The organism is Sphingorhabdus arenilitoris (assembly GCF_042651485.1).
Taxonomy (GTDB): domain Bacteria; phylum Pseudomonadota; class Alphaproteobacteria; order Sphingomonadales; family Sphingomonadaceae; genus Sphingorhabdus_B; species Sphingorhabdus_B arenilitoris.
Window position 1 is genome coordinate 1,867,395 of the sequence record NZ_JBHSDH010000013.1, and the last position, 18,812, is coordinate 1,886,206.

An 18,812-nucleotide genomic window follows, 5' to 3' on the forward strand; every position below is an offset into this window, starting at 1 on the left:
GGTCATCCAGCCGCAGCCGCCGCCCGGGCCTTGGTAAGATCAAGCGGAAAACGGATAATTTTGCCGGTTACGTTCAAAACCGCCATTGCGCCGCCATGCCGCGCGGCGTCTGGCTGTGCCAGAAATGCCGCCTGCGCCGCATCCATACCGCCGGTCAGCGCGCCAAATGCCGGCATGATAATTTTTCGGTCACTGACGGTGAAACAGCGGCGGGTGACTGCGCGGCGAGCGGTTTCAACGCGCAGCTTGGGATGGTAATGGCCGCTGATTTCCGGTTCCCGATTGGCAGGATCGGCTTCATGGCGCAGGGCGATGCCGCGCACAATCTGTTCCAAGCGGCTATGCCCGCCCCAAATTGCGTCCAGTTGCGGGTCATGGTTGCCGGTAATCCATGTCCATTCATATCGCTGGGTCAATTGGCGCAGCAAAATGGCGGCCTCTCCCGACAAGCGGGCTTCACCGCCGGTATCGTGGAAATTGTCGCCCAGGCAAATGACCGACCGGACGTCCTGTTTGGCCGCGATATCGGACAGCTGCGTCAATGTGGCATGACTATCATATGGCGGAAGCATTTGGCCCGTTTTCGCGTAAAAGCTCGCCTTCTCAAGATGCAGGTCAGCAACCAGCAGCGTATTTTCCTGCGGCCAAAAAAGCGCGGCATCGCCAACGATATGAAATATTTCGCCGCCAAACTGCAAATGATCCGTCATGCAGACGGCTATGATAAAGGCAGGCGCTTTGGGCAAGCCCGGATAATGATATTGCGGTTATTTTGCCGCCGGTTGCTGCTGTTCCTGTGCGTCCGGTTTTGACGCAGGGATAATCGCGGGGGTGGGCGTATTTTCCTGATCAAGCTTTTCCGCGGCCTTATCGAGGGCGGCGGCATCTTGCGCTGTCAACCCATTGGCGGCATCATCGCCGCCCTGACCGCAGGCCGCCAGCATGAGCGATAGGGCCGATAGTGATAACGCAGCTGCGATAGCGTTATTTTTCACAATTTGCTCTCCCCAAAGAAAAAAGGCTGCTCGGTATATACCAAGCAGCCTTTCTATCAGCTAAAAGCCAGTAATAATTACTGAGCAGCTTCTTTGGCTTTGTCGGCCATGGCGCCTACTTTGTCGGCACCTTCAGCAGCTTTGTCAGCCATTTCGCCAACTTTTTCTTTTGCAGTTGCAGCAGCGTCGGTTGCAGCAGCAGTTGCGTCGGCACCTGCTTCACCAGCAGCAGCAGCGCCAGCTTCAGTAGCTTCGGCTGCAGCGTCGGTTGCTGTAGCAGCAGCGTCGGTTGCAGTGTCAGCAGCTTCGGTTGCGGTGTCGGCTGCATCGGTAGCAGCTTCTTCTGCACCTGAACAAGCAGCGAGGCCGAGTGAAGCGGCGAGAACGAAAGAGACAGCAATTTTCTTCATTTGGGAAACCCCCTAGCAAAATACTAAAAATAAAACCTGACAAACGCCCGTACCTGATGCACGGGTTGGTCTGCGGAATGCGTCTTTACTCACTTCATTTTGCCTTGGCAATGTGGTTTTAAGATAAGCAGGCTAAGCGCCGAGAAAAATCAGGTCACTTGCGTGATAGAAAAACCATAACCTAAGCATTTGAGCCGATTGACAGCATATAAAGAATTCTTTATATGATTTTGCCAATGGACAGATTGTTAACCTTAATGCGGGCTTTGGCCGATCCAACACGGCTTCGAATCGCTATTTTGATCCGGCAATTGGAATTGTCGGTAGGTGAATTGGTCCAAATTTTGGGGCAAAGTCAGCCCCGGGTGTCCCGTCATATTCGCATATTGGATGAAGCAGGCCTTGCGGAAAGGCGTAAAGAAGGCAGTTGGGTTTTTCTGCGCCCTGGTCCGCAATTGCTGGAAGAATCAATGAACAGCCTTTTTGCGAAATCTGGACATGATGATGCCGACATTATTGATCAGGATTTGAAAAAGCTGGAGCTGGTGCGCGCCGGACGAGCGGAAATGGCGGCCAGCTATTTTGAACATCATGCCAGCGAATGGGACAGCCTGCGTAGCCTTCATGTCGCCGAATCAGAGGTTGAGGCAGCGATGCAGCTATATTTGAACATCGCGCCGCTGGGCCGCGTGCTGGATATTGGGACCGGCACGGGCCGCATGATCGAGCTATTCGCCCATAATGCAGACCATTTTACGGCCATCGACAATAGCGCCGAAATGCTCCGGCTGGCCCGCGCGAAATTGGCGGCGCTGCCCGCTGGCGGCGGGGATGCCGCCAAAATTGATATCATGCTGGGCGACTTCAACGCCCTCCCGTTACCCGACGCCAGTCAGGATACGATACTCTTCCACCAGGTACTCCATTATGCGCAGGCCCCCGAACGGGTGATTGCCGAGGCGGCGCGCGTTTTGGCACCATCGGGCCGAATGATGATCGTCGATTTCGCACCGCATGACAAAGAGGAGCTGCGCAGCATTCACGCCCACGCGCGGCTGGGTTTCAGTAACGACCTGATCCTGCGTTCCTTTGCCAATGGCGGGCTGCATCTGGCCGATCATGCGACATTGGACGGCGGCGAATTAACGGTGAAAATCTGGCTGGGTCAAAAACAGGCGGATGGGTCACAGCGCCGCGATCCGGATTCAGATTTATCCCAAGAGTCCAGCCCTCACATCAGGGCAAACCCCCAAATTAGGCCGCAGATTAGGCCACAAGTTAGGCCACAAGTTAGGATAGTGAAATGAACTTAACGCTCGATCAAATGCAGGAAACCCGCCGCGCGGTTGATGCGCCCTTATTTGCCGGCTTGCCCGGTGATGCGGAGATTAGCTTTGAATTTTTCCCGCCCAAGTCGGAGAAAATGGATGCGCAGCTATGGGATAGCATCGTGACCCTTGCGCCGCTCGCCCCCCGTTTTGTGTCGGTTACCTATGGTGCGGGCGGGTCCACGCGCGAACGCACCCATGCGACAGTGGCGCGGATCGTAAAGGAAACCGGCATTCCCGCCGCCGCGCATCTGACCTGCGTCGAAGCGAGCAAGCAGGATATCCGCGAAGTCGCCGAAGCTTATTGGGAGGCAGGCGTGCGGCATATCGTCGCGCTGCGCGGTGATCCGCCTTCTGAAGGAGAGTTTTTCAAACCCCATCCGCAAGGTTATGACAGCGCCGCTGCGCTGGTCAAAGGATTGAAAGAGATTGCCGATTTCGAAATTAGCGTCGCAGCCTATCCCGAAACCCATCCGCAAGCCGATTGCCCGCAAAGCGACATCGACAATCTGAAACGCAAATTGGACGCAGGCGCCAGCCGCGCAATCACGCAAATGTTCTTTGATCCCGAAGTCTTCTTCCGGTTCCGTGACAAAGCCGCAGCAGCAGGGATCGACCAAGAGCTGGTTCCCGGCATATTGCCCGTGTCCAACGTGGCGCAGGCGCGCAAATTTTCCGGCATGTGCGGCGTTACGATCCCGGCCTGGATGGATGAGCTGTATGAAGGGCTCGACGATCATCCCGACGCGCGGGCCTTGGTCGCGGCGACATTAACCAGCGAAATGTGCCGCAAGCTCTATGCAGGCGGCGTGCGCCATTTCCATTTCTATACCTTGAACCGAGCGGAGCTTAGCTATGCCATCTGCCATCTGCTTGGCAAGCGGCCCGTCGCCAACAATGCCAAGGATATCGCAGCATGACATGCTTAAGCTTCCTCACAACCGTCGTCACCCCCGCGAAAGCGGGGGGCCAACTCCGGTTACTTAAATTTACCGGGCAGGAGTTGGATTCCCGCCGCCGCGGGAATGACGAAGTTTTAGAATGGAAAGGTTCATTGGTATGAACGCACGTCAAGAGTTTACCGAGCGCGCGCTAAAGCAGATCATGGTATTTGACGGCGGCTATGGCACCGCCATTCAGGCCTATAAACTGTCCGAAGCCGATTATCGCGGCACGCTTGACCTGCCGATGGATCAAAAGGGCAATAATGACCTGCTTTCGCTGACCCGCCCCGATGTGATCGGCGCGATCCATAGCGCCTATTTGGAGGCCGGGGCCGATTTGATCGAAACCAACACCTTCAGCGGCACGAAAATCAGCATGGCCGATTATGGCTGCGAACATTTGGTGCGCGAATTGAATGTTGAAAGCGCAAAGCTCGCCCGCAAATGCGCCGATGCCGCCGAAGCGAAGGATGGCAAGCGGCGTTTCGTCGCGGGCTCCATCGGCCCGACCAATAAAACGCTGTCTTTGTCCCCCGACGTCAACGATCCGGGTTACCGCGAAATTGATTTTGACTATTTGAAAGATGTCTACCGCGAACAATGCGATGCGTTGATCGACGGCGGCGTTGATTTCCTGTTGATCGAAACGATTTTCGACACGCTGAACGCCAAATGCGCCGCGATGGCCGCCGCGGAATCCGCCGCTGCATCGGGCCGCGATGTGCCCTTGATGATCAGCATGACGATCACCGACATGGCGGGACGCAATCTATCAGGCCACACGGTTGAGGCATTTTGGGCCGCGATCCGGCATACAAAGCCGCTAACCATGGGGCTGAATTGCAGCTTTGGCGCGGACCTGCTCCGCCCGCATCTCGCCGCATTGGCCAAACAGGCCGATACGCTGATCATGGCCTATCCCAATGCCGGCCTGCCCAATGATCTGGGCGAATATGATGAGCTGCCGCAGCAGACGGCGCAATTGATTGAGGCGTGGCTGGATGACGGGCTGGTCAATGTCGTGGGCGGATGCTGCGGCACGACGCCTGCCCATATTGCCGCGATTGCAGGCGCGGTAAAAGGCCGCCCGCCGCGCACTATTCCCAAAGCGGGCGTTGCCACACGGCTTGCCGGGCTAGAGCCGTTCATTATGGCGGCGTGAATATAAGCTAGAGTATATAGTAATCCGTCATTCCCGCGCAGGCGGGGATCCATCACCCCAGATCAATTTATTGAGCAGGCTTTTCAATGCCGAAAAATCAGATGATGGATTCCAGCCTGCGCGGGAATGACGAAGTTAAAGAGATTGACATAAAAAAATGACCACCTCCCAATCAACCGGCTCTTCCTTCGTCAATATTGGCGAGCGCACCAATGTCACCGGCAGCGCCCGGTTCAAAAAACTGATCCTGAGCGGCGATTATGAAGCCGCAGTTGAAGTCGCCCGCGATCAGGTGGAAAATGGCGCGCAAATTATCGACATCAACATGGATGAAGGCTTGCTCGACGCCGAAGAGGCAATGACCAAATTCATCAAGCGCATCGCCGCTGAGCCCGATATTGCCCGCGTCCCGGTGATGGTCGACAGCAGCAAATGGAGCGTGATTGAGGCGGGGCTGAAATGCGTATCGGGCAAACCGATCGTCAATTCCATTTCAATGAAAGAGGGCGAAGAGGCCTTTTTGCATCACGCGCGGCTCTGCATGGCTTACGGCGCGGCGGTGGTGGTCATGGCCTTTGACGAAACCGGGCAAGCCGACACCAAAGCGCGCAAGGTGGAGATTTGCAAACGCGCTTATGATCTGCTCATGACCATCGGATTTCCGCCCGAGGATATCATTTTTGACCCGAATATTTTCGCGGTTGCGACGGGGATTGAAGAACATAATAATTATGGCGTCGATTTTATCGAGGCAGTGGCGGAGCTAAGACAGCTATGCCCCCATGCGCATTATTCCGGCGGTCTGTCCAACTTGTCCTTTTCTTTCCGCGGCAATGAACCGGTGCGCCGCGCGATGCATTCGATCTTCCTCTATCACGCCATTCCCGCCGGCCTCGACATGGCCATCGTCAATGCGGGGCAGCTGGATATCTATGATGATATCGACCCTGAATTGCGCGAAGCTTGTGAGGATGTGATCCTCAACCGCACGCCGAAATCAGGGGAAAGCCCGACCGAGAATCTGATCGCGCTGGCCGAAAAATATCGCGGCACAGATGCGGTGCAGGAAAAGGCGGCGGCCGAATGGCGCGGCTGGGAGGTGAAGCGGCGGCTCGAACATGCGCTGGTCAAGGGCATTGACGCGCATATTATCGACGATACCGAAGAAGCGCGGCTGGCCATAAAGGCGGCGGGCGGGCGGCCGATTGAAGTGATCGAAGGGCCATTGATGGACGGCATGAATGTCGTGGGCGACCTGTTTGGCAGCGGCAAAATGTTCCTGCCGCAAGTGGTGAAATCGGCGCGCGTGATGAAGAAAGCCGTTGCGCATCTTTTCCCCTATATTGAGGCGGAAAAAGAAGCAGGCGCAAAGGGCAAGGGCAAGATCATCATGGCCACAGTAAAGGGCGATGTGCATGATATTGGCAAAAATATCGTCGGCGTCGTCCTGCAATGCAATGGCTTTGAAATTGTCGATTTGGGTGTCATGGTCCCTTGGGCGGACATTATCAAAGCCGCGAATGACCATGATGCCGATATGATTGGCCTGTCGGGCCTGATCACCCCGTCGCTCGACGAAATGGTGACGGTGGCAGAGGAGATGGAAAAGGCGAAGATGACGATGCCGCTGCTAATCGGCGGGGCGACGACATCGAAAACGCATACTGCGCTGCGCATCGAAACCGCCTATAGCGGCCCTACCGTCCATGTCCTAGACGCCAGCCGCGCGGTGGGCGTTGCAGGAACATTGGTCAGCGAGACGATGGCCGACAAATTTGTCGCCGAAACCCGCAGCGAATATGAAGCCATCCGCAGCGCCCGTGCAGGCAAAACGGCAAAGCGGCTCACCCCGCTGGCCGACGCGCGGGCCAATGGTTTTACCATCGATCCTGCGTTGAAACCGCCCGCACCGCAGCAGCCCGGGCTGCATATTTATGAAGATTGGGATTTGGCGGACCTGCGCCCCTATATCGACTGGACGCCGTTTTTCCGCGCCTGGGAATTGCATGGCAGCTATCCCGCCATCCTGACCGACGATATAGTCGGCGAAAGCGCAAGCAGCTTATTTGCCGATGCACAGGCGATGCTCGATACGATTATCGCCGAAAAATGGCTGACCGCAAAAGGCGTCGCCGCATTATGGCCGGCACGGCGCGACGGCGACAATATCGTGGTTGATATCTCTTCCGTTCCGAGGACAGAAGCGGCTATTCATCATGCCGCCCCCTCTCCTAACCTCTCCCCTGAAGGGGAGAGGAATACGGTTGCGCTCCCCTTTTTACGGCAGCAAGTGGTCAAACGCGAAGGGAAGGCCAATATGTGCCTTGCCGATTTTGTCACCGAAACCGACGATTGGATTGGCGGATTTGCCGTTACCACCGGGCATGGGATTGATGTCAAGCTGGCCGAATTTAAGGCCGCGCATGATGATTATAATGACATATTGCTGAAAGCGCTGGCCGACCGGCTCGCCGAAGCATTTGCCGAACGGATGCACCATCATGTCCGCACAAAGCTGTGGGGCTATGCCGAAGGCGAGCAGCTGACCAACGAAGCGCTGATTAAAGAAGAATATCGCGGCATCCGTCCGGCGCCCGGCTATCCCGCTTGTCCCGACCATAGTTTGAAACCAATATTATTCGATATGCTAAGCGCCACCGCCCATACCGGCATCGAATTGACCAGCAGCTTTGCGATGACACCAACGGCAGCGGTATCCGGTTTCTATTTCGGCCATCCGCAAGCCGAATATTTCGGCGTTGCCCGCATTGATGAGGATCAAGTCACCGACTATGCCGCGCGGCGCGGGCTGGATCTGGACCGGGCACGCCAATATTTGCGGCCCAATTTGAATGATTGAGGCAGGTATGTGATCCAGCGCATGGACCGCGAGCCATTTGCCCGCCGCCAAGGGGCTTGCACTGCTGCTGTGTCAGCAAAACCAAAATACAAATGCTTCGTCACCCCCGCGTAGGCGGGGGCCCATCTCCCGAGGCCGAATTTTGAGCCGGGGTGGCAGTTCAAACCGATAGCTTAGGTGATAGACCCCCGCCTTCGCGGGGGTGACGAGTGGGTTGTGCGAGCTACACGCTTCCTCTTTGTGCTCTTCGTGGCTTCGTGTGATTAAATAGGTTCGCGCAGAGACCGCAGAGGCTGTCACCGCACGCCAAAAAACGTCAGCCCAATGTCGCGTTGCTGCGCGAGATGTTTACGCAATCCGTCATCCTGAACTTGGTTCACCACTGAAACTATTCAAACGGGTCGTCATCCTGAACTTGTTTCAGGATACATAATGCTCTGCGCACTAGTTTATTGAAACTCACCTTATAAATGCTGCAAATACATTGTCTCCGTCACCCCCGCGTAGGCGGGGGCCCATCTCCTGATGCCGAATTTTGAGCCGGAGTCGCAGCTCAAACCGATAGCGTAGGTGATGGACCCCCGCCTTCGCGGGGGTGACGCGTTTGTGTTTTGGACATTGGCTAGTTTTTGAATCTCGCCAGCCCGCAGCTATGCCAAACCTATTCAGAATAACGGTCAGGAACGTGGTTAAGCCGTCATCTCGCCTTTACAAAAACCGCCGTGGTCAGCGGGGGCGTGACTAGCTGGCCCCGTTTCATCCGCGCCTTGCGCACCACCGGATCGCTCGACCGGCGCAAAATATCATGCAATTTATAGCGGCCCGTCACCGGAACGCTTTGCGTTTGCGGGGCCGTGTTGATGACGACAATCATCTCCTCGGCTCTGGCGGTGCCCAGCCGCATGACGATCAGCCCGGGAATCTGGTCCGGCCCGACATTGTCAAAGCGGATATTTTCGATCACCTCTGCGCCGCTGCGCAGCCGAAACAGCGGTGATGACTTTCGGATATGCAGCATTTCGCGGACATGGTCGCTGGCACGGGCAATATCCGCCGGTCCCATATGCAGGCGCTGGTCAGATAGCAGGTCGCGGGCAACCGGCCATTCGGCTTCATTATCGGCGCGGTGCGGCAATCCCCGGCCCCATCCATTTTGCGCTTTGCTATAATCCAGCAGGTTGAACCAGTCGCCGCTATTATAACTATTATGGTCGAGCGATTTGGAACGCAGCAATTCCTGCCCCGCATGGAGGAACGGCACGCCTTGCGACAAGAGGACGATGGACGAAGCGATATTTTGCCAACGCACCCGGTCCGCCGGGCTCGTATCGCGCGGCAGTTTCAGCGCGCTGATATCAAAGAAGGTTTGATTATCATGCGCCTCGGCATAGTTGATAATCTCCTGCGGGTCGCTGGCATAGCCTGCGGCGCTGCCATTATAACTGACATCTTTGGCCTTTCGCACCATACCGTCGGCGGTGGTGAAGGTGAAATCACCAATGCTGCCCGCCAATCCCACCCGGATGTGATCCGCGATCCGCAAGGCTTCTTTGCGCGCGGCGTCATCGGCTTTATTCATAGCGTTGGGCGCAGTGAACAGGCCGTTGGCAAAACCTTGTTTGCGCACGCTGTCGCTACCCTTATCACCGACACCGCCGCCGCGTATCGCGTCGCGGATGCGGTCGTTAAATGTGCCGATGCCTGTGCCCTGCCCCATATTCATCTGGCTGGCTTGCACAAAACGGGCATTATTGGCGACCTCCCCAAAATTCCATCCTTCGCCATATAGATACAGGTTGCGGCCATCGACGCCGTCCTGTTGCAAGGTCAAACGGCGCAGCGTATCGCGGGCCTTCAAGATATTCTCCCGGCTGTGATGACCCATCAGGTCAAAGCGAAAGCCCGAGACTTTATAATCCCGCGCCCAAACGGTGAGCGCATCAATCATCAGCTTTTCCATCATCCGCCGTTCAGTCGCGGTGTTGGCGCAGCAGGTGCTGCGGGCGACCGCGCCTTTATCATCAAGCCGGTGATAATAGCCCGGCACAATCCGGTCGACCACCGACAGCGGCGCTTGGCCCGATGCCATCATATGATTGAAGACCACGTCGACGATCGTGCCAAGCCCTGCATCGGACAAGGCCATCACCATGCGCCGAAACTCCAATATCCGGGCGGCGGCGTCCGCATCGCTGCTATAGGAACCTTCGGGCGTCATATAATGCAGCGGATCGTAGCACCAGTTAAAGCCGTCGCGTTCCTTGACCTTGGCAATCTCCGCCTGCTGCTGCTCGCTATTGGGGGCAAAGCCGGACAGGTCGGGCGGGGACAGCCTTTCCGCCGGGGTTTCAGGGATGGTTGCGCAGTCATACGTGGGCAGCAGATGCACATCGCTCAGCCCCGCCTCGGCCAAGCTGCGCAAATGGCGCATCCCGTTACCGGCGGCATCGGTGAAGGCCAAATAACCGCCCCGATGTTCCTCCGCCACGCTCGCATCGCTGATGGAAAAATCGCGGACGTGGAGTTCATAAAGCACGCGGTCTTCGGGCGCTTCGGGCAATGCGCGGCGCATCTTATCCCATCCGGCAGGCATCAACGCGGGATCATTCAGGTCGGCAATATGCGTCCGTTTACTATCCGCCGACAGGCTCAGCGCATAGGGATCGGTGACCATATTGGTCTCAACGCGGCCGGTTTCAGGGACGAAAACCCGCACTTCATAGAGATAATATTTGCCCTTCCAATCCGCCGCGCCGTCCAGATGCCATACGCCGGTCGCTGCGTCCTCAGTCATCGGCAACACCGCACGGGCCGCGTCGCCAGGACCATCAAACAGATGCAGCTTCACCGCCTGCGCCGTGGGCGCCCAAAGCGCGATATGCAGCTTCGCGCCATCAAAACGCGCGCCCAAAGCGGCGTCATTGGCATAGAGGTCGTCGAGCACCCCGCCTATTTGCAAGGATGTCCGCTGTAACTCCTGCGCGGCGTCATCCTGCGCGCGAATATCCACCCGCCCCTTCAACCAGCGGCGCACCCTGTCCCTGCTGCCATCATGGATCCGCCACAGGGAAATCCCGCGCAGATGCGGGTACGCAGCGGCCAGATCGCCATCCACTTGCCCTGCGGCGACCAGCGGCGCTGCCGCCTCACCATCGCTCAGCAGTATGAGGTCAGAGCCTTTGGGCGCATTCCAAGCGATCATATCGCGCGACAGCCAATGCGCCTCGGCTGCGGCTTGCGCCGGAACGGCAGGCGCGCTGTCCTGCGCCGATAGTGCCGGAATATAGAGACAGAAAAGCAGGGCAAATGCCGCCCGCCAAAATATGCTGAAATTCATGCGCTGTCCCTCTTTCCCGGTCGCTGTATTGTGTCGCTCGCTCTCTTATGCCTTGTGCTATTTCGCAATGACCGGCGTTACGCAATGCTTCGCATACGAATTCATTTTATGTGCCCGTCTTTTGCCTTGCGGGCGGCCGCCGCGCCGCGATAGGCTATGGCTCAATTGGAGGAGAGCCTTTTTGGGCTCGTAAAAACGCATTATGACCAAAAACCGGCTATCTGTATCATGCATTATCGCTCTTGGCCTTGCAGCGGCGGGCCTTGCGGGCTGCGCCGCGCCCAATAACGCCGCTCCGGCCAGCGCGTCGGCACCCGCCGCTGCAACCGCGGCCCCGGCGATCTATGGCACCGACAATGCCTTTGCCTCCGAAGCCATATATTTCCTGCTTACCGACCGTTTTGTCGATGGCGACCCCAGCAATAATCAGGTGGATCAAGGCAAACCGAATTTCAAAACCTTCGACCGCAATTTGCCCGGGCCGGACGGCCAATATGACAATATCGGTTATTTAGGCGGCGATTTTAAGGGCATCGTCGACAATGCTGATTATATCGCCGAAATGGGCTTCACCGCGCTGTGGACCACGCCGATTGTGGACAATCCCGATGCCGCCTATTCAGGCAGTGAAGAGGTGAAATTCGGTTCCGGGTACCAGGATGGCGGCAAAACCGGCTATCATGGATATTGGGCGGTGAATTTCTACAAGGTGGACGAACATCTGCCCTCACCGGGATTGCAGTTTCAGGATTTCACGAAAGAATTGCGCGACAAACATGGCTTGAAATATATACTCGACATTGTCGCCAATCACGGCTCGCCCTCCTACACCATGCCGGTCAGCCAGCCGGAATTTGGCAAATTATATGATGGCGAGGGACGGCTGGTTGCCGACCACCAAAATCTGCATCCTGAAAAGCTTGATCCCAATAACCCGCTGCACCGCTTTTTCAACCGGACGCCCGGCCTTGCTACGCTGTCCGATCTGGATCCCGATAATCCCGATGTCATGGATTATTTGATGGGCAGCTATGAACAATGGCTCGATCAGGGGGTCTATGCGCTGCGCATCGACACATTCAAGGAACAGCCGCATTATTTCTGGAAAAAACTAGGCGACCGTATCCGTGCCAAACGGCCCGATATTTTCATGTTTGGGGAAAGCTTTTCCTTCGATGCCAATTTTCTGGGCGAACATACGCAGCCCGAAAATGGCGGCTTTAGCGTGCTCGATTTCCCCGGCCGCGCGGCGATGAAAGAGGTGTTTGAAAATCCGAATAGCAATTATTCCGAGTTGCAATCCTACCTGCATCTGACCGACAAAGTGTATCGCAATCCTTATGAATTGGTCACATTCTACGACAATCACGATATGTCGCGGCTGAATGCCAGCGATGAGGGCTTTATCGACGTCAATAACTGGCTATTTACCTCGCGCGGGATTCCGGCGATTTATTACGGATCGGAAACCGGCTTTATGCGCGGTACCGCCGAGCATTTTGGCAATCGCAACTATTATGGGCAGGAACGCATTGACGCCGGGCGCAATCATCCGATCCGGCAAAATATGATGAAAATTGCCAATCTGCGCAAAGCGCTCGTCTCGTTGCAAAAGGGCGTGCAGCTGAATGTCGACTTTAGCGGTCAATTTGCCAATTTTTATCGCATTTACCAAAAGGATGGGGTGAATGAAATTGCCCTGGTTATGCTCAATAAAGGTGATGCGGCGAAATATGTGACGCTCGATGATATGGTTGAACCGGGCCAATGGCGCGATGCTTTTACGGGCGAAAAATTGACTGTTGCCGCCGATCAAACCAGCTTTTCGGCTGAGGTTCCTGCGCATGGCGTGCGCGTATTTGTGAAAAATACGCCGCTGGTGAATAAAGACATAATGGCACAGGCGGCGCAATTGGCAAAAGCAGTGCAATAAAACAGCTGCCTCAACCAACCGCCGTCATCCTGAACTTGTTTCAGGATACATATTGTTCTGTGCTCTATGCCTTGTTGAAGCGCACCTTATAAATAACGCAACTACAAACCCTCCGTCACCCCCGCGCAGGCGGGGGGCCACCACCTAAGCCATTGGTTTAAGATGCGATCCTGGCTCAAAATTCGCCCTCGGGAGCTGGACCCCCGCCTTCGCGGGGGTGACGAGTGGGTTGTGCGAGCTCCATGGTTCCTCTTTGTGGCTTCGTGTGATTAAATGGGTTCGCGCAGAGCTCGCAGAGTTTCGCAGAGACCGCAGAGGCTGTCAGCACACACTAAAAACCACCAACGCAAAGTTGCCTCGCTGCGCAAACCATTCACGCAAACCGTCATCCTGAACTTGTTTCAGGATACATAATGTTCTGTGCTCTATGCGTTGTTGAAGCACGCTATATAAATAACGCAAATACAAACCTTCTGTCACCCCCGCGCAGGCGGGGGGCCACCACCTAAGCCATTGGTTTAAGATGCGATCCTGGCTCAAAATTCGGCCTCGGGAGATGGACCCCCGCCTGCGCGAGGGTGACGCGTTTGTGTTTTGGACAGTCGCTGCTTATCGAATCTCGGCAGCCCCTATGCATCCTGAAATAAATTCAGGATGACGTTATTATCATCCAAAAAATACCTCACCCCTCACCTGCGAGTTTTTTCAGGTCGTAGAGCAGGTCGAGCGCATCGCGCGGGCTGAGCGCGTCGATGTCGAGGTCGGTCAATTTTTCACGCAGGCTATCAACCTTTGCCTCGGCGGCGTCGAGTGCGGCGCTGAATAACGGCAAATCGCCCAGCCCCGCGGCGATCCCGCCGGTTTGCGCGCGGCCTTTTTCCAGCCGGTCCAACACATCCTTCGCCCGGGCCAGCACGTGCGGCGATATGCCCGCCAGTTTCGCCACCGCGATACCGTAACTGCGATCGGCGGGTCCGGGACCAACCTCATGCAGCAGCACCAAATCGCCCTTATATTCTTTGGCCCGGACATGATGCAGCGACAGCGCATCCAAGCTATCGGTGAGCCGGGTCAATTCATGATAATGGGTCGCGAATAAACAGCGGCAGCGGTTATTTTCGTGGATCGCCTCAACAATCGCCCATGCGAGCGCCAGTCCATCATAGGTGGATGTGCCGCGCCCCACCTCGTCCAATATCACAAAGCTGCGTTCGGTGGCCTGCGCCAAAATTGCGGCGGTTTCGACCATTTCAACCATGAAAGTCGATTGCCCCTGCGCCAGATTATCCGACGCGCCGACCCGGCTGAATAGCCGGTCGACAAGGCCGAGCCGCGCCGAAGATGCCGGAACAAAACTGCCCGCTTGCGCCAACAGGATGATGAGTGCATTTTGCCGCAGAAAGGTGGATTTGCCGCCCATATTGGGGCCGCTGACCAGCCACAACCGGTCGGCAGGGGCAAGAGCGCAATCATTGGCGACGAAACGCTCACTACCCTTTGACAATGCGCTTTCCACGACGGGATGCCGTCCGCCCTCAATTTCGATCACGGGTTCGCTGTCAAATATGGGCGCGCACCAGCCGCTTTGTACCGCCCGCTCGGCCAGCGCCGATGCCACATCAATCCGCGCCAGTGTATCGGCGCTGGCCGCAATCGCTGCGCGGCGTGCAATCGCCGCCTCCAACATCTCTTCCAAATGCGCGGCTTCAGCGGCGATAGCATGGCCGCCCGCCTGCGTGATCCGCATGGCTTCTTCATGCAATTCCGGCGAATTGAACCGCACCGCGCCTGCCATAGTCTGCCGGTGCGTAAAACCGGAATCGGCGCGCAGCAGTGCATCGCCGTGCCGTGCCGGCACCTCGACAAAATAGCCCAGCACCGCATTATGTTTTATCTTGAGCGCGGCGACGCCGGTTTGTTCGCGGTAGCGGGCTTCCATTGCCGCTATCGCTTGGCGCGCGTCGCGCCCCGCCAATCGCAAACTGTCGAGCGCGGCGTCATATCCCTCGGCAATATAGCCGCCTTGCGATGCTTCGGTTGGCGGCTGCGGAATCAGCGCGCGCATCAGCTTGTCGACCATCGCGCCATGGCCGTCGAGCGCCGGCAATATCCGGTCCAGCAAAGCGGGGCGGGCCTCCATCGCGCCGAGCCGTTCGCGCAGAGCGCGGCCCGCATCCAGCCCGTCGCGCAGTTGGCCCAGATCGCGCGGGCTGCCCCGTCCAGCCACAATCCGTCCCAGTGCGCGGGCGATGTCGGGCATTTGGCGCAATGCAGCGCGCACCGCATCGCGCAGCAGGGGCGCATCATGAAACCAGCGGACCAACTCAAGCCGCGCCTCAATCGCTTGCCGGTCCATCAGCGGCGCGGCGAGATCGGCGGCCAGCATCCGTGCGCCTGCACCAGTGACCGTCCGGTCGGCCTCATGCAACAACGATCCAGCCCGTCCGCCGCGCTGCCCCGCTGTAATCTCCAGGCTTTCGCGGGTCGCCCGGTCGATCAGCATATGTTCGGCGTGGCTGCGCTGCACCGGCATTTTTAGGAAAGGCATTTTGCCTTGTCCGGCATGGGCAAGATACGCGAGCAAGCCGCCCGCTGCGCCGCATTCGGCCCGCGTGAGATGCGCGGTTGCGGACGGGCTCTCGAGCGCGAAGTGGACGCGGAGTGCTTGCTCTCCGCTGGCGCTGTCAAAATCCGCTTTGGGCCGGATAATGGCGCCTACGGGCGGATGCGCAAAACCCTCTGCCACGATCAGCTCGCTGGGGCCGATGCGGGCAAGTTCGGCGGCGATCAACTTCGGGGCCAAAGTGGCCACTTCGAAATGGCCGGTGGAAATGTCGGCGGCGGCGATACCAACCTCGCCGCCAATCTCGCAGATGCAGGCGAGCATATTTTGCGCCCAGCTGTCGAGCAAGCTATCCTCGGTCAATGTGCCTGCTGTGACAAAGCGGATAATATCACGCGAAACCAATGCTTTATACCCGCCGCGCGCCTTGGCTTCCTCTGGCGTTTCGGTCTGCTCGGCAATCGCGACGCGGTGCCCGGCCTTAATCAATTTGGCCAGATAGGCCTCCGAACTATGCACCGGAACCCCGCACATCGGTATCGGATCCCCCCCATGACTCCCCCGCGAAGTCAGCGCAATATCAAGCGTTTCTGCGGCAATTTTGGCATCTTCGAAAAACAGCTCAAAAAAATCGCCCATGCGGTAGAAAAGCAAGCAATCCTGCGCCTTTTCTTTCAGCGCCAGATATTGCACCATCATCGGCGTCGGGCCGTTTGCCGCGCTTTTTTCTTTTGAGTTTTTCGCAGCACCCGCCATGACCGATAGCGTTAGCGGACCTTATACCCGAATGCCAACCCATTTCATTTTGCGGATAACGGCTTCTTCTTTTGCGCATTGCCGATGCCGCCTGATACAGCTAGGACATAAGGCAGGAAGCGGCGATAACAGAGCGAGAGAGGCCAGATCATGGACGATAGCGACGTAAGATTTACCCCACAGGAGGCGTTGGATTTTCATTCGCAGGGGCGACCGGGCAAAATTGAAATTATCGCCACGAAACCGATGGCAACTCAGCGCGACTTGTCGCTCGCCTATTCGCCTGGCGTGGCCATCCCGGTGCAGGCCATCGCCGATGATCCCAGCACCGCTTATGATTATACCGCCAAGGGGAACCTTGTCGCGGTCATCTCCAATGGTACCGCGATATTGGGTATGGGCAATCTGGGCGCATTGGCATCCAAACCGGTTATGGAAGGTAAAGCGGTGCTGTTCAAACGCTTTGCCGATGTCGATTCGATCGATATTGAAGTCAAAACCGAGGATGCCGACCGGTTCATTGACGCGGTGGAATTGCTCGAACCAACCTTTGGCGGGATTAATTTGGAAGATATCGCCGCGCCCGATTGTTTCGTCATTGAACAAACTTTGCGCGAACGGATGAATATCCCCGTCTTCCATGATGACCAGCATGGCACCGCGATCATCGCAGCAGCTGGGCTGATTAACGCCTGCGAACTGACCGGACGGAGTTTGAAAGACATAAAGGTCGTCTGCAACGGGGCCGGTGCAGCAGCGATTGCCTGCACTGCGCTCATCAAAGCGATGGGCGTACCGCATGGCAATGTTATCATGTGCGACCGCAGCGGTGTAATCTATCAGGGCCGAACCGAGGGCATGGACCAATGGAAATCCGCCCACGCGGTGCCCACCGAAACCCGCAGCTTGGCCGAGGCCATTAAGGGCGCAGATGTGTTTCTAGGCCTATCAGCGGCAAATGCGCTGAAACCCGAAATGGTCAAGGATATGGCGGATCAACCGATCATATTCGCCATGGCCAATCCCGATCCGGAAATTTCCCCGCCCGTAGCGCGTGAAGCGCGGCCGGATGCGATAATCGCGACGGGGCGCAGCGATTTTCCCAATCAGGTGAATAATGTCCTGTGCTTCCCGTTCCTGTTTCGCGGCGCATTGGACGTGCGGGCCACCGGCATAAATGAAGAAATGAAGATCGCCGCTGCCCATGCCTTGGCGCAGCTGGCCCGGGAAACCGTGCCCGAAGAGGTTGCCGCCGCTTATGGCGGGCTCGCGCATAAATTTGGCCGCGATTACATCATCCCGTCGCCATTTGACCCGCGTCTGATGGAAATTGTTGCCAGCGCGGTGGCAAAAGCGGCAATGGATTCAGGCGTCGCGCAAAAGCCGATTGCCGACATGGACGCCTACCGCGCGACCCTTCGTGCGCGGCAAAATCCGACGACCTCTGTGCTCACCCGTGTATATGATGCGGCCCGCGCCAAGCCAAAACGCATCATCTTTGCCGAAGCCGAGGAGGATGTCGTCCTGCGCGCGGCAATTCAGTTCAAGCAGGATGGTTATGGCGTTCCGGTCCTGATCGGCCGCGACGAACGAGTGAAGCAGAAATTACAAGAGCTGGGCGTCGACCCGAACAGCTTTGAAATCCATAATAGCGTGTCCAACCCGCTGGTCGATACGATGGTGGAGCGGCTGTATGACCGGCTGCAACGGCGGGGATATTTGCGCCGCGATATACAGCGTATGGTCAACCGCGACCGCAATATATTTGGTGCCAGTATGCTGGCATTGGATCAAGCCGATGCGATGATCACCGGCACCACCCGCACCTTTGCCCAAACGATGCGGGAATTGCGCCGGGTTCTTGATCCGAAAAAAGATCAAATCCCCTTTGGCATCCATGTGCTGGTCGGCAAAACCCACACCGTGTTCATGGCCGACACCACTGTGAATGAACGGCCAGAGGCGAGCGACCTTGCCCATATAGCCGAACGCACCGCAATGGTCGCACGCCGCATGGGGCATGATCCGCGGGTCGCCTTTTTATCCTATTCGACATTTGGCAACCCGCCCGGCAACTGGCTCCATAATATCCGCGAGGCCGTATCAATACTGGATCAGCGCAAACCCGATTTTGAATATGAAGGCGATATGCCGCCCGACGTTGCCCTGAACCCCGCTTTGATGGCGCGCTATCCCTTTTGCCGCCTGTCCGCACCGGCCAATGTCCTGATCATGCCCGGCTTGCAATCGGCCAATTTGAGCGCGAAGCTGTTGCGGGAGCTGGGTGGTGATCGGATTATCGGGCCAATGTTATTAGGCTTAGAGCGGCAGGTGCAAATTGCCACCATGGCGTCAAGTTCATCAGAGCTGGTTACCCTGGCGGTTCTGGCTGCGGCCAGCGTGGTGGAATAATGCTAAACTAGGTCACATACTCATAAAAGGGATTCCCAAGAAGCGTAATATCTGATTCAGTCTTTTTGCGAAAGGAGACTGGGTAATGGGACGTTTTGATTTGACTGATTTT

Annotated in this window: 11 protein-coding genes; 6 read left to right on the forward strand and 5 right to left on the reverse strand. The window is 56.9% G+C overall.

What is annotated here, in order from left to right:
* Positions 1-2: 2 nt before the first annotated feature.
* From pdeM to ACFOWX_RS13235, 3 genes are all read right to left on the reverse strand, one after another.
* Positions 3-710: a ligase-associated DNA damage response endonuclease PdeM gene (pdeM, locus tag ACFOWX_RS13225; RefSeq protein ID WP_381424881.1), complete on the reverse strand. Its 708-nt coding sequence runs from the start codon at positions 708-710 to the stop codon at positions 3-5.
* A gap of 57 nt (positions 711-767) precedes the next feature.
* Positions 768-995, reverse strand: a complete 228-nt coding sequence (locus ACFOWX_RS13230; protein WP_381424883.1) for a hypothetical protein — start codon at positions 993-995, stop codon at positions 768-770.
* A 77-nt stretch (positions 996-1,072) separates the two neighbouring features.
* Complete coding sequence (locus ACFOWX_RS13235; RefSeq protein WP_381424885.1) at positions 1,073-1,405, reverse strand: hypothetical protein; 333 nt, start codon at positions 1,403-1,405, stop codon at positions 1,073-1,075.
* Between the two features lie 236 nt (positions 1,406-1,641).
* Here ACFOWX_RS13235 and ACFOWX_RS13240 point away from each other — a divergent pair, with 236 nt between their 5' ends.
* From ACFOWX_RS13240 to metH, 4 genes are all read left to right on the forward strand, one after another.
* Positions 1,642-2,712: an ArsR/SmtB family transcription factor gene (locus ACFOWX_RS13240; RefSeq protein WP_381424887.1), complete on the forward strand. Its 1,071-nt coding sequence runs from the start codon at positions 1,642-1,644 to the stop codon at positions 2,710-2,712.
* On the forward strand, positions 2,709-3,653 hold the full coding sequence (gene metF / locus ACFOWX_RS13245) for a methylenetetrahydrofolate reductase [NAD(P)H] (protein ID WP_381424889.1): 945 nt from the start codon (positions 2,709-2,711) through the stop codon (positions 3,651-3,653). Before ACFOWX_RS13240 ends, metF begins: the two co-directional genes overlap by 4 nt.
* 139 nt (positions 3,654-3,792) lie before the next feature.
* Positions 3,793-4,839 carry a homocysteine S-methyltransferase family protein gene (locus ACFOWX_RS13250; RefSeq protein WP_381424891.1) on the forward strand — a complete coding sequence of 349 codons (1,047 nt, stop codon included), beginning with the start codon at positions 3,793-3,795 and terminating at the stop codon, positions 4,837-4,839.
* Between the two features lie 157 nt (positions 4,840-4,996).
* Positions 4,997-7,699, forward strand: a complete 2,703-nt coding sequence (metH, locus tag ACFOWX_RS13255) for a methionine synthase (RefSeq protein WP_381424893.1) — start codon at positions 4,997-4,999, stop codon at positions 7,697-7,699.
* A gap of 697 nt (positions 7,700-8,396) precedes the next feature.
* Here metH and pulA read toward each other — a convergent pair.
* Positions 8,397-11,036 carry a pullulanase-type alpha-1,6-glucosidase gene (gene pulA / locus ACFOWX_RS13260; RefSeq protein ID WP_381424895.1) on the reverse strand — a complete coding sequence of 880 codons (2,640 nt, stop codon included), beginning with the start codon at positions 11,034-11,036 and terminating at the stop codon, positions 8,397-8,399.
* Between the two features lie 202 nt (positions 11,037-11,238).
* Between pulA and ACFOWX_RS13265 the strand changes: the two genes are divergently transcribed.
* A complete protein-coding gene (locus tag ACFOWX_RS13265; protein ID WP_381424898.1) occupies positions 11,239-12,969 on the forward strand; it encodes an alpha-amylase family glycosyl hydrolase in 1,731 nt (576 codons plus the stop codon).
* A gap of 682 nt (positions 12,970-13,651) precedes the next feature.
* Here ACFOWX_RS13265 and mutS read toward each other — a convergent pair.
* On the reverse strand, positions 13,652-16,288 hold the full coding sequence (gene mutS / locus ACFOWX_RS13270) for a DNA mismatch repair protein MutS (protein ID WP_381424900.1): 2,637 nt from the start codon (positions 16,286-16,288) through the stop codon (positions 13,652-13,654).
* Positions 16,289-16,438: 150 nt separating this feature from the next.
* On the opposite strand from mutS, the gene ACFOWX_RS13275 reads away from it, so the two are divergent.
* Positions 16,439-18,700: an NADP-dependent malic enzyme gene (locus ACFOWX_RS13275; protein ID WP_381424902.1), complete on the forward strand. Its 2,262-nt coding sequence runs from the start codon at positions 16,439-16,441 to the stop codon at positions 18,698-18,700.
* Positions 18,701-18,812 lie beyond the last annotated feature (112 nt).

Coding starts and splice junctions, on each gene's coding strand:
- pdeM (WP_381424881.1), bottom strand. CDS start 710: ATGACGGATCATTTGCAGTTTGGCGGCGAAATATTTCATATCGTTGGC.
- ACFOWX_RS13235 (WP_381424885.1), bottom strand. CDS start 1,405: ATGAAGAAAATTGCTGTCTCTTTCGTTCTCGCCGCTTCACTCGGCCTC.
- ACFOWX_RS13240 (WP_381424887.1), top strand. CDS start 1,642: ATGGACAGATTGTTAACCTTAATGCGGGCTTTGGCCGATCCAACACGG.
- metF (WP_381424889.1), top strand. CDS start 2,709: ATGAACTTAACGCTCGATCAAATGCAGGAAACCCGCCGCGCGGTTGAT.
- ACFOWX_RS13250 (WP_381424891.1), top strand. CDS start 3,793: ATGAACGCACGTCAAGAGTTTACCGAGCGCGCGCTAAAGCAGATCATG.
- metH (WP_381424893.1), top strand. CDS start 4,997: ATGACCACCTCCCAATCAACCGGCTCTTCCTTCGTCAATATTGGCGAG.
- pulA (WP_381424895.1), bottom strand. CDS start 11,036: ATGAATTTCAGCATATTTTGGCGGGCGGCATTTGCCCTGCTTTTCTGT.
- ACFOWX_RS13265 (WP_381424898.1), top strand. CDS start 11,239: ATGACCAAAAACCGGCTATCTGTATCATGCATTATCGCTCTTGGCCTT.
- mutS (WP_381424900.1), bottom strand. CDS start 16,288: ATGGCGGGTGCTGCGAAAAACTCAAAAGAAAAAAGCGCGGCAAACGGC.
- ACFOWX_RS13275 (WP_381424902.1), top strand. CDS start 16,439: ATGGACGATAGCGACGTAAGATTTACCCCACAGGAGGCGTTGGATTTT.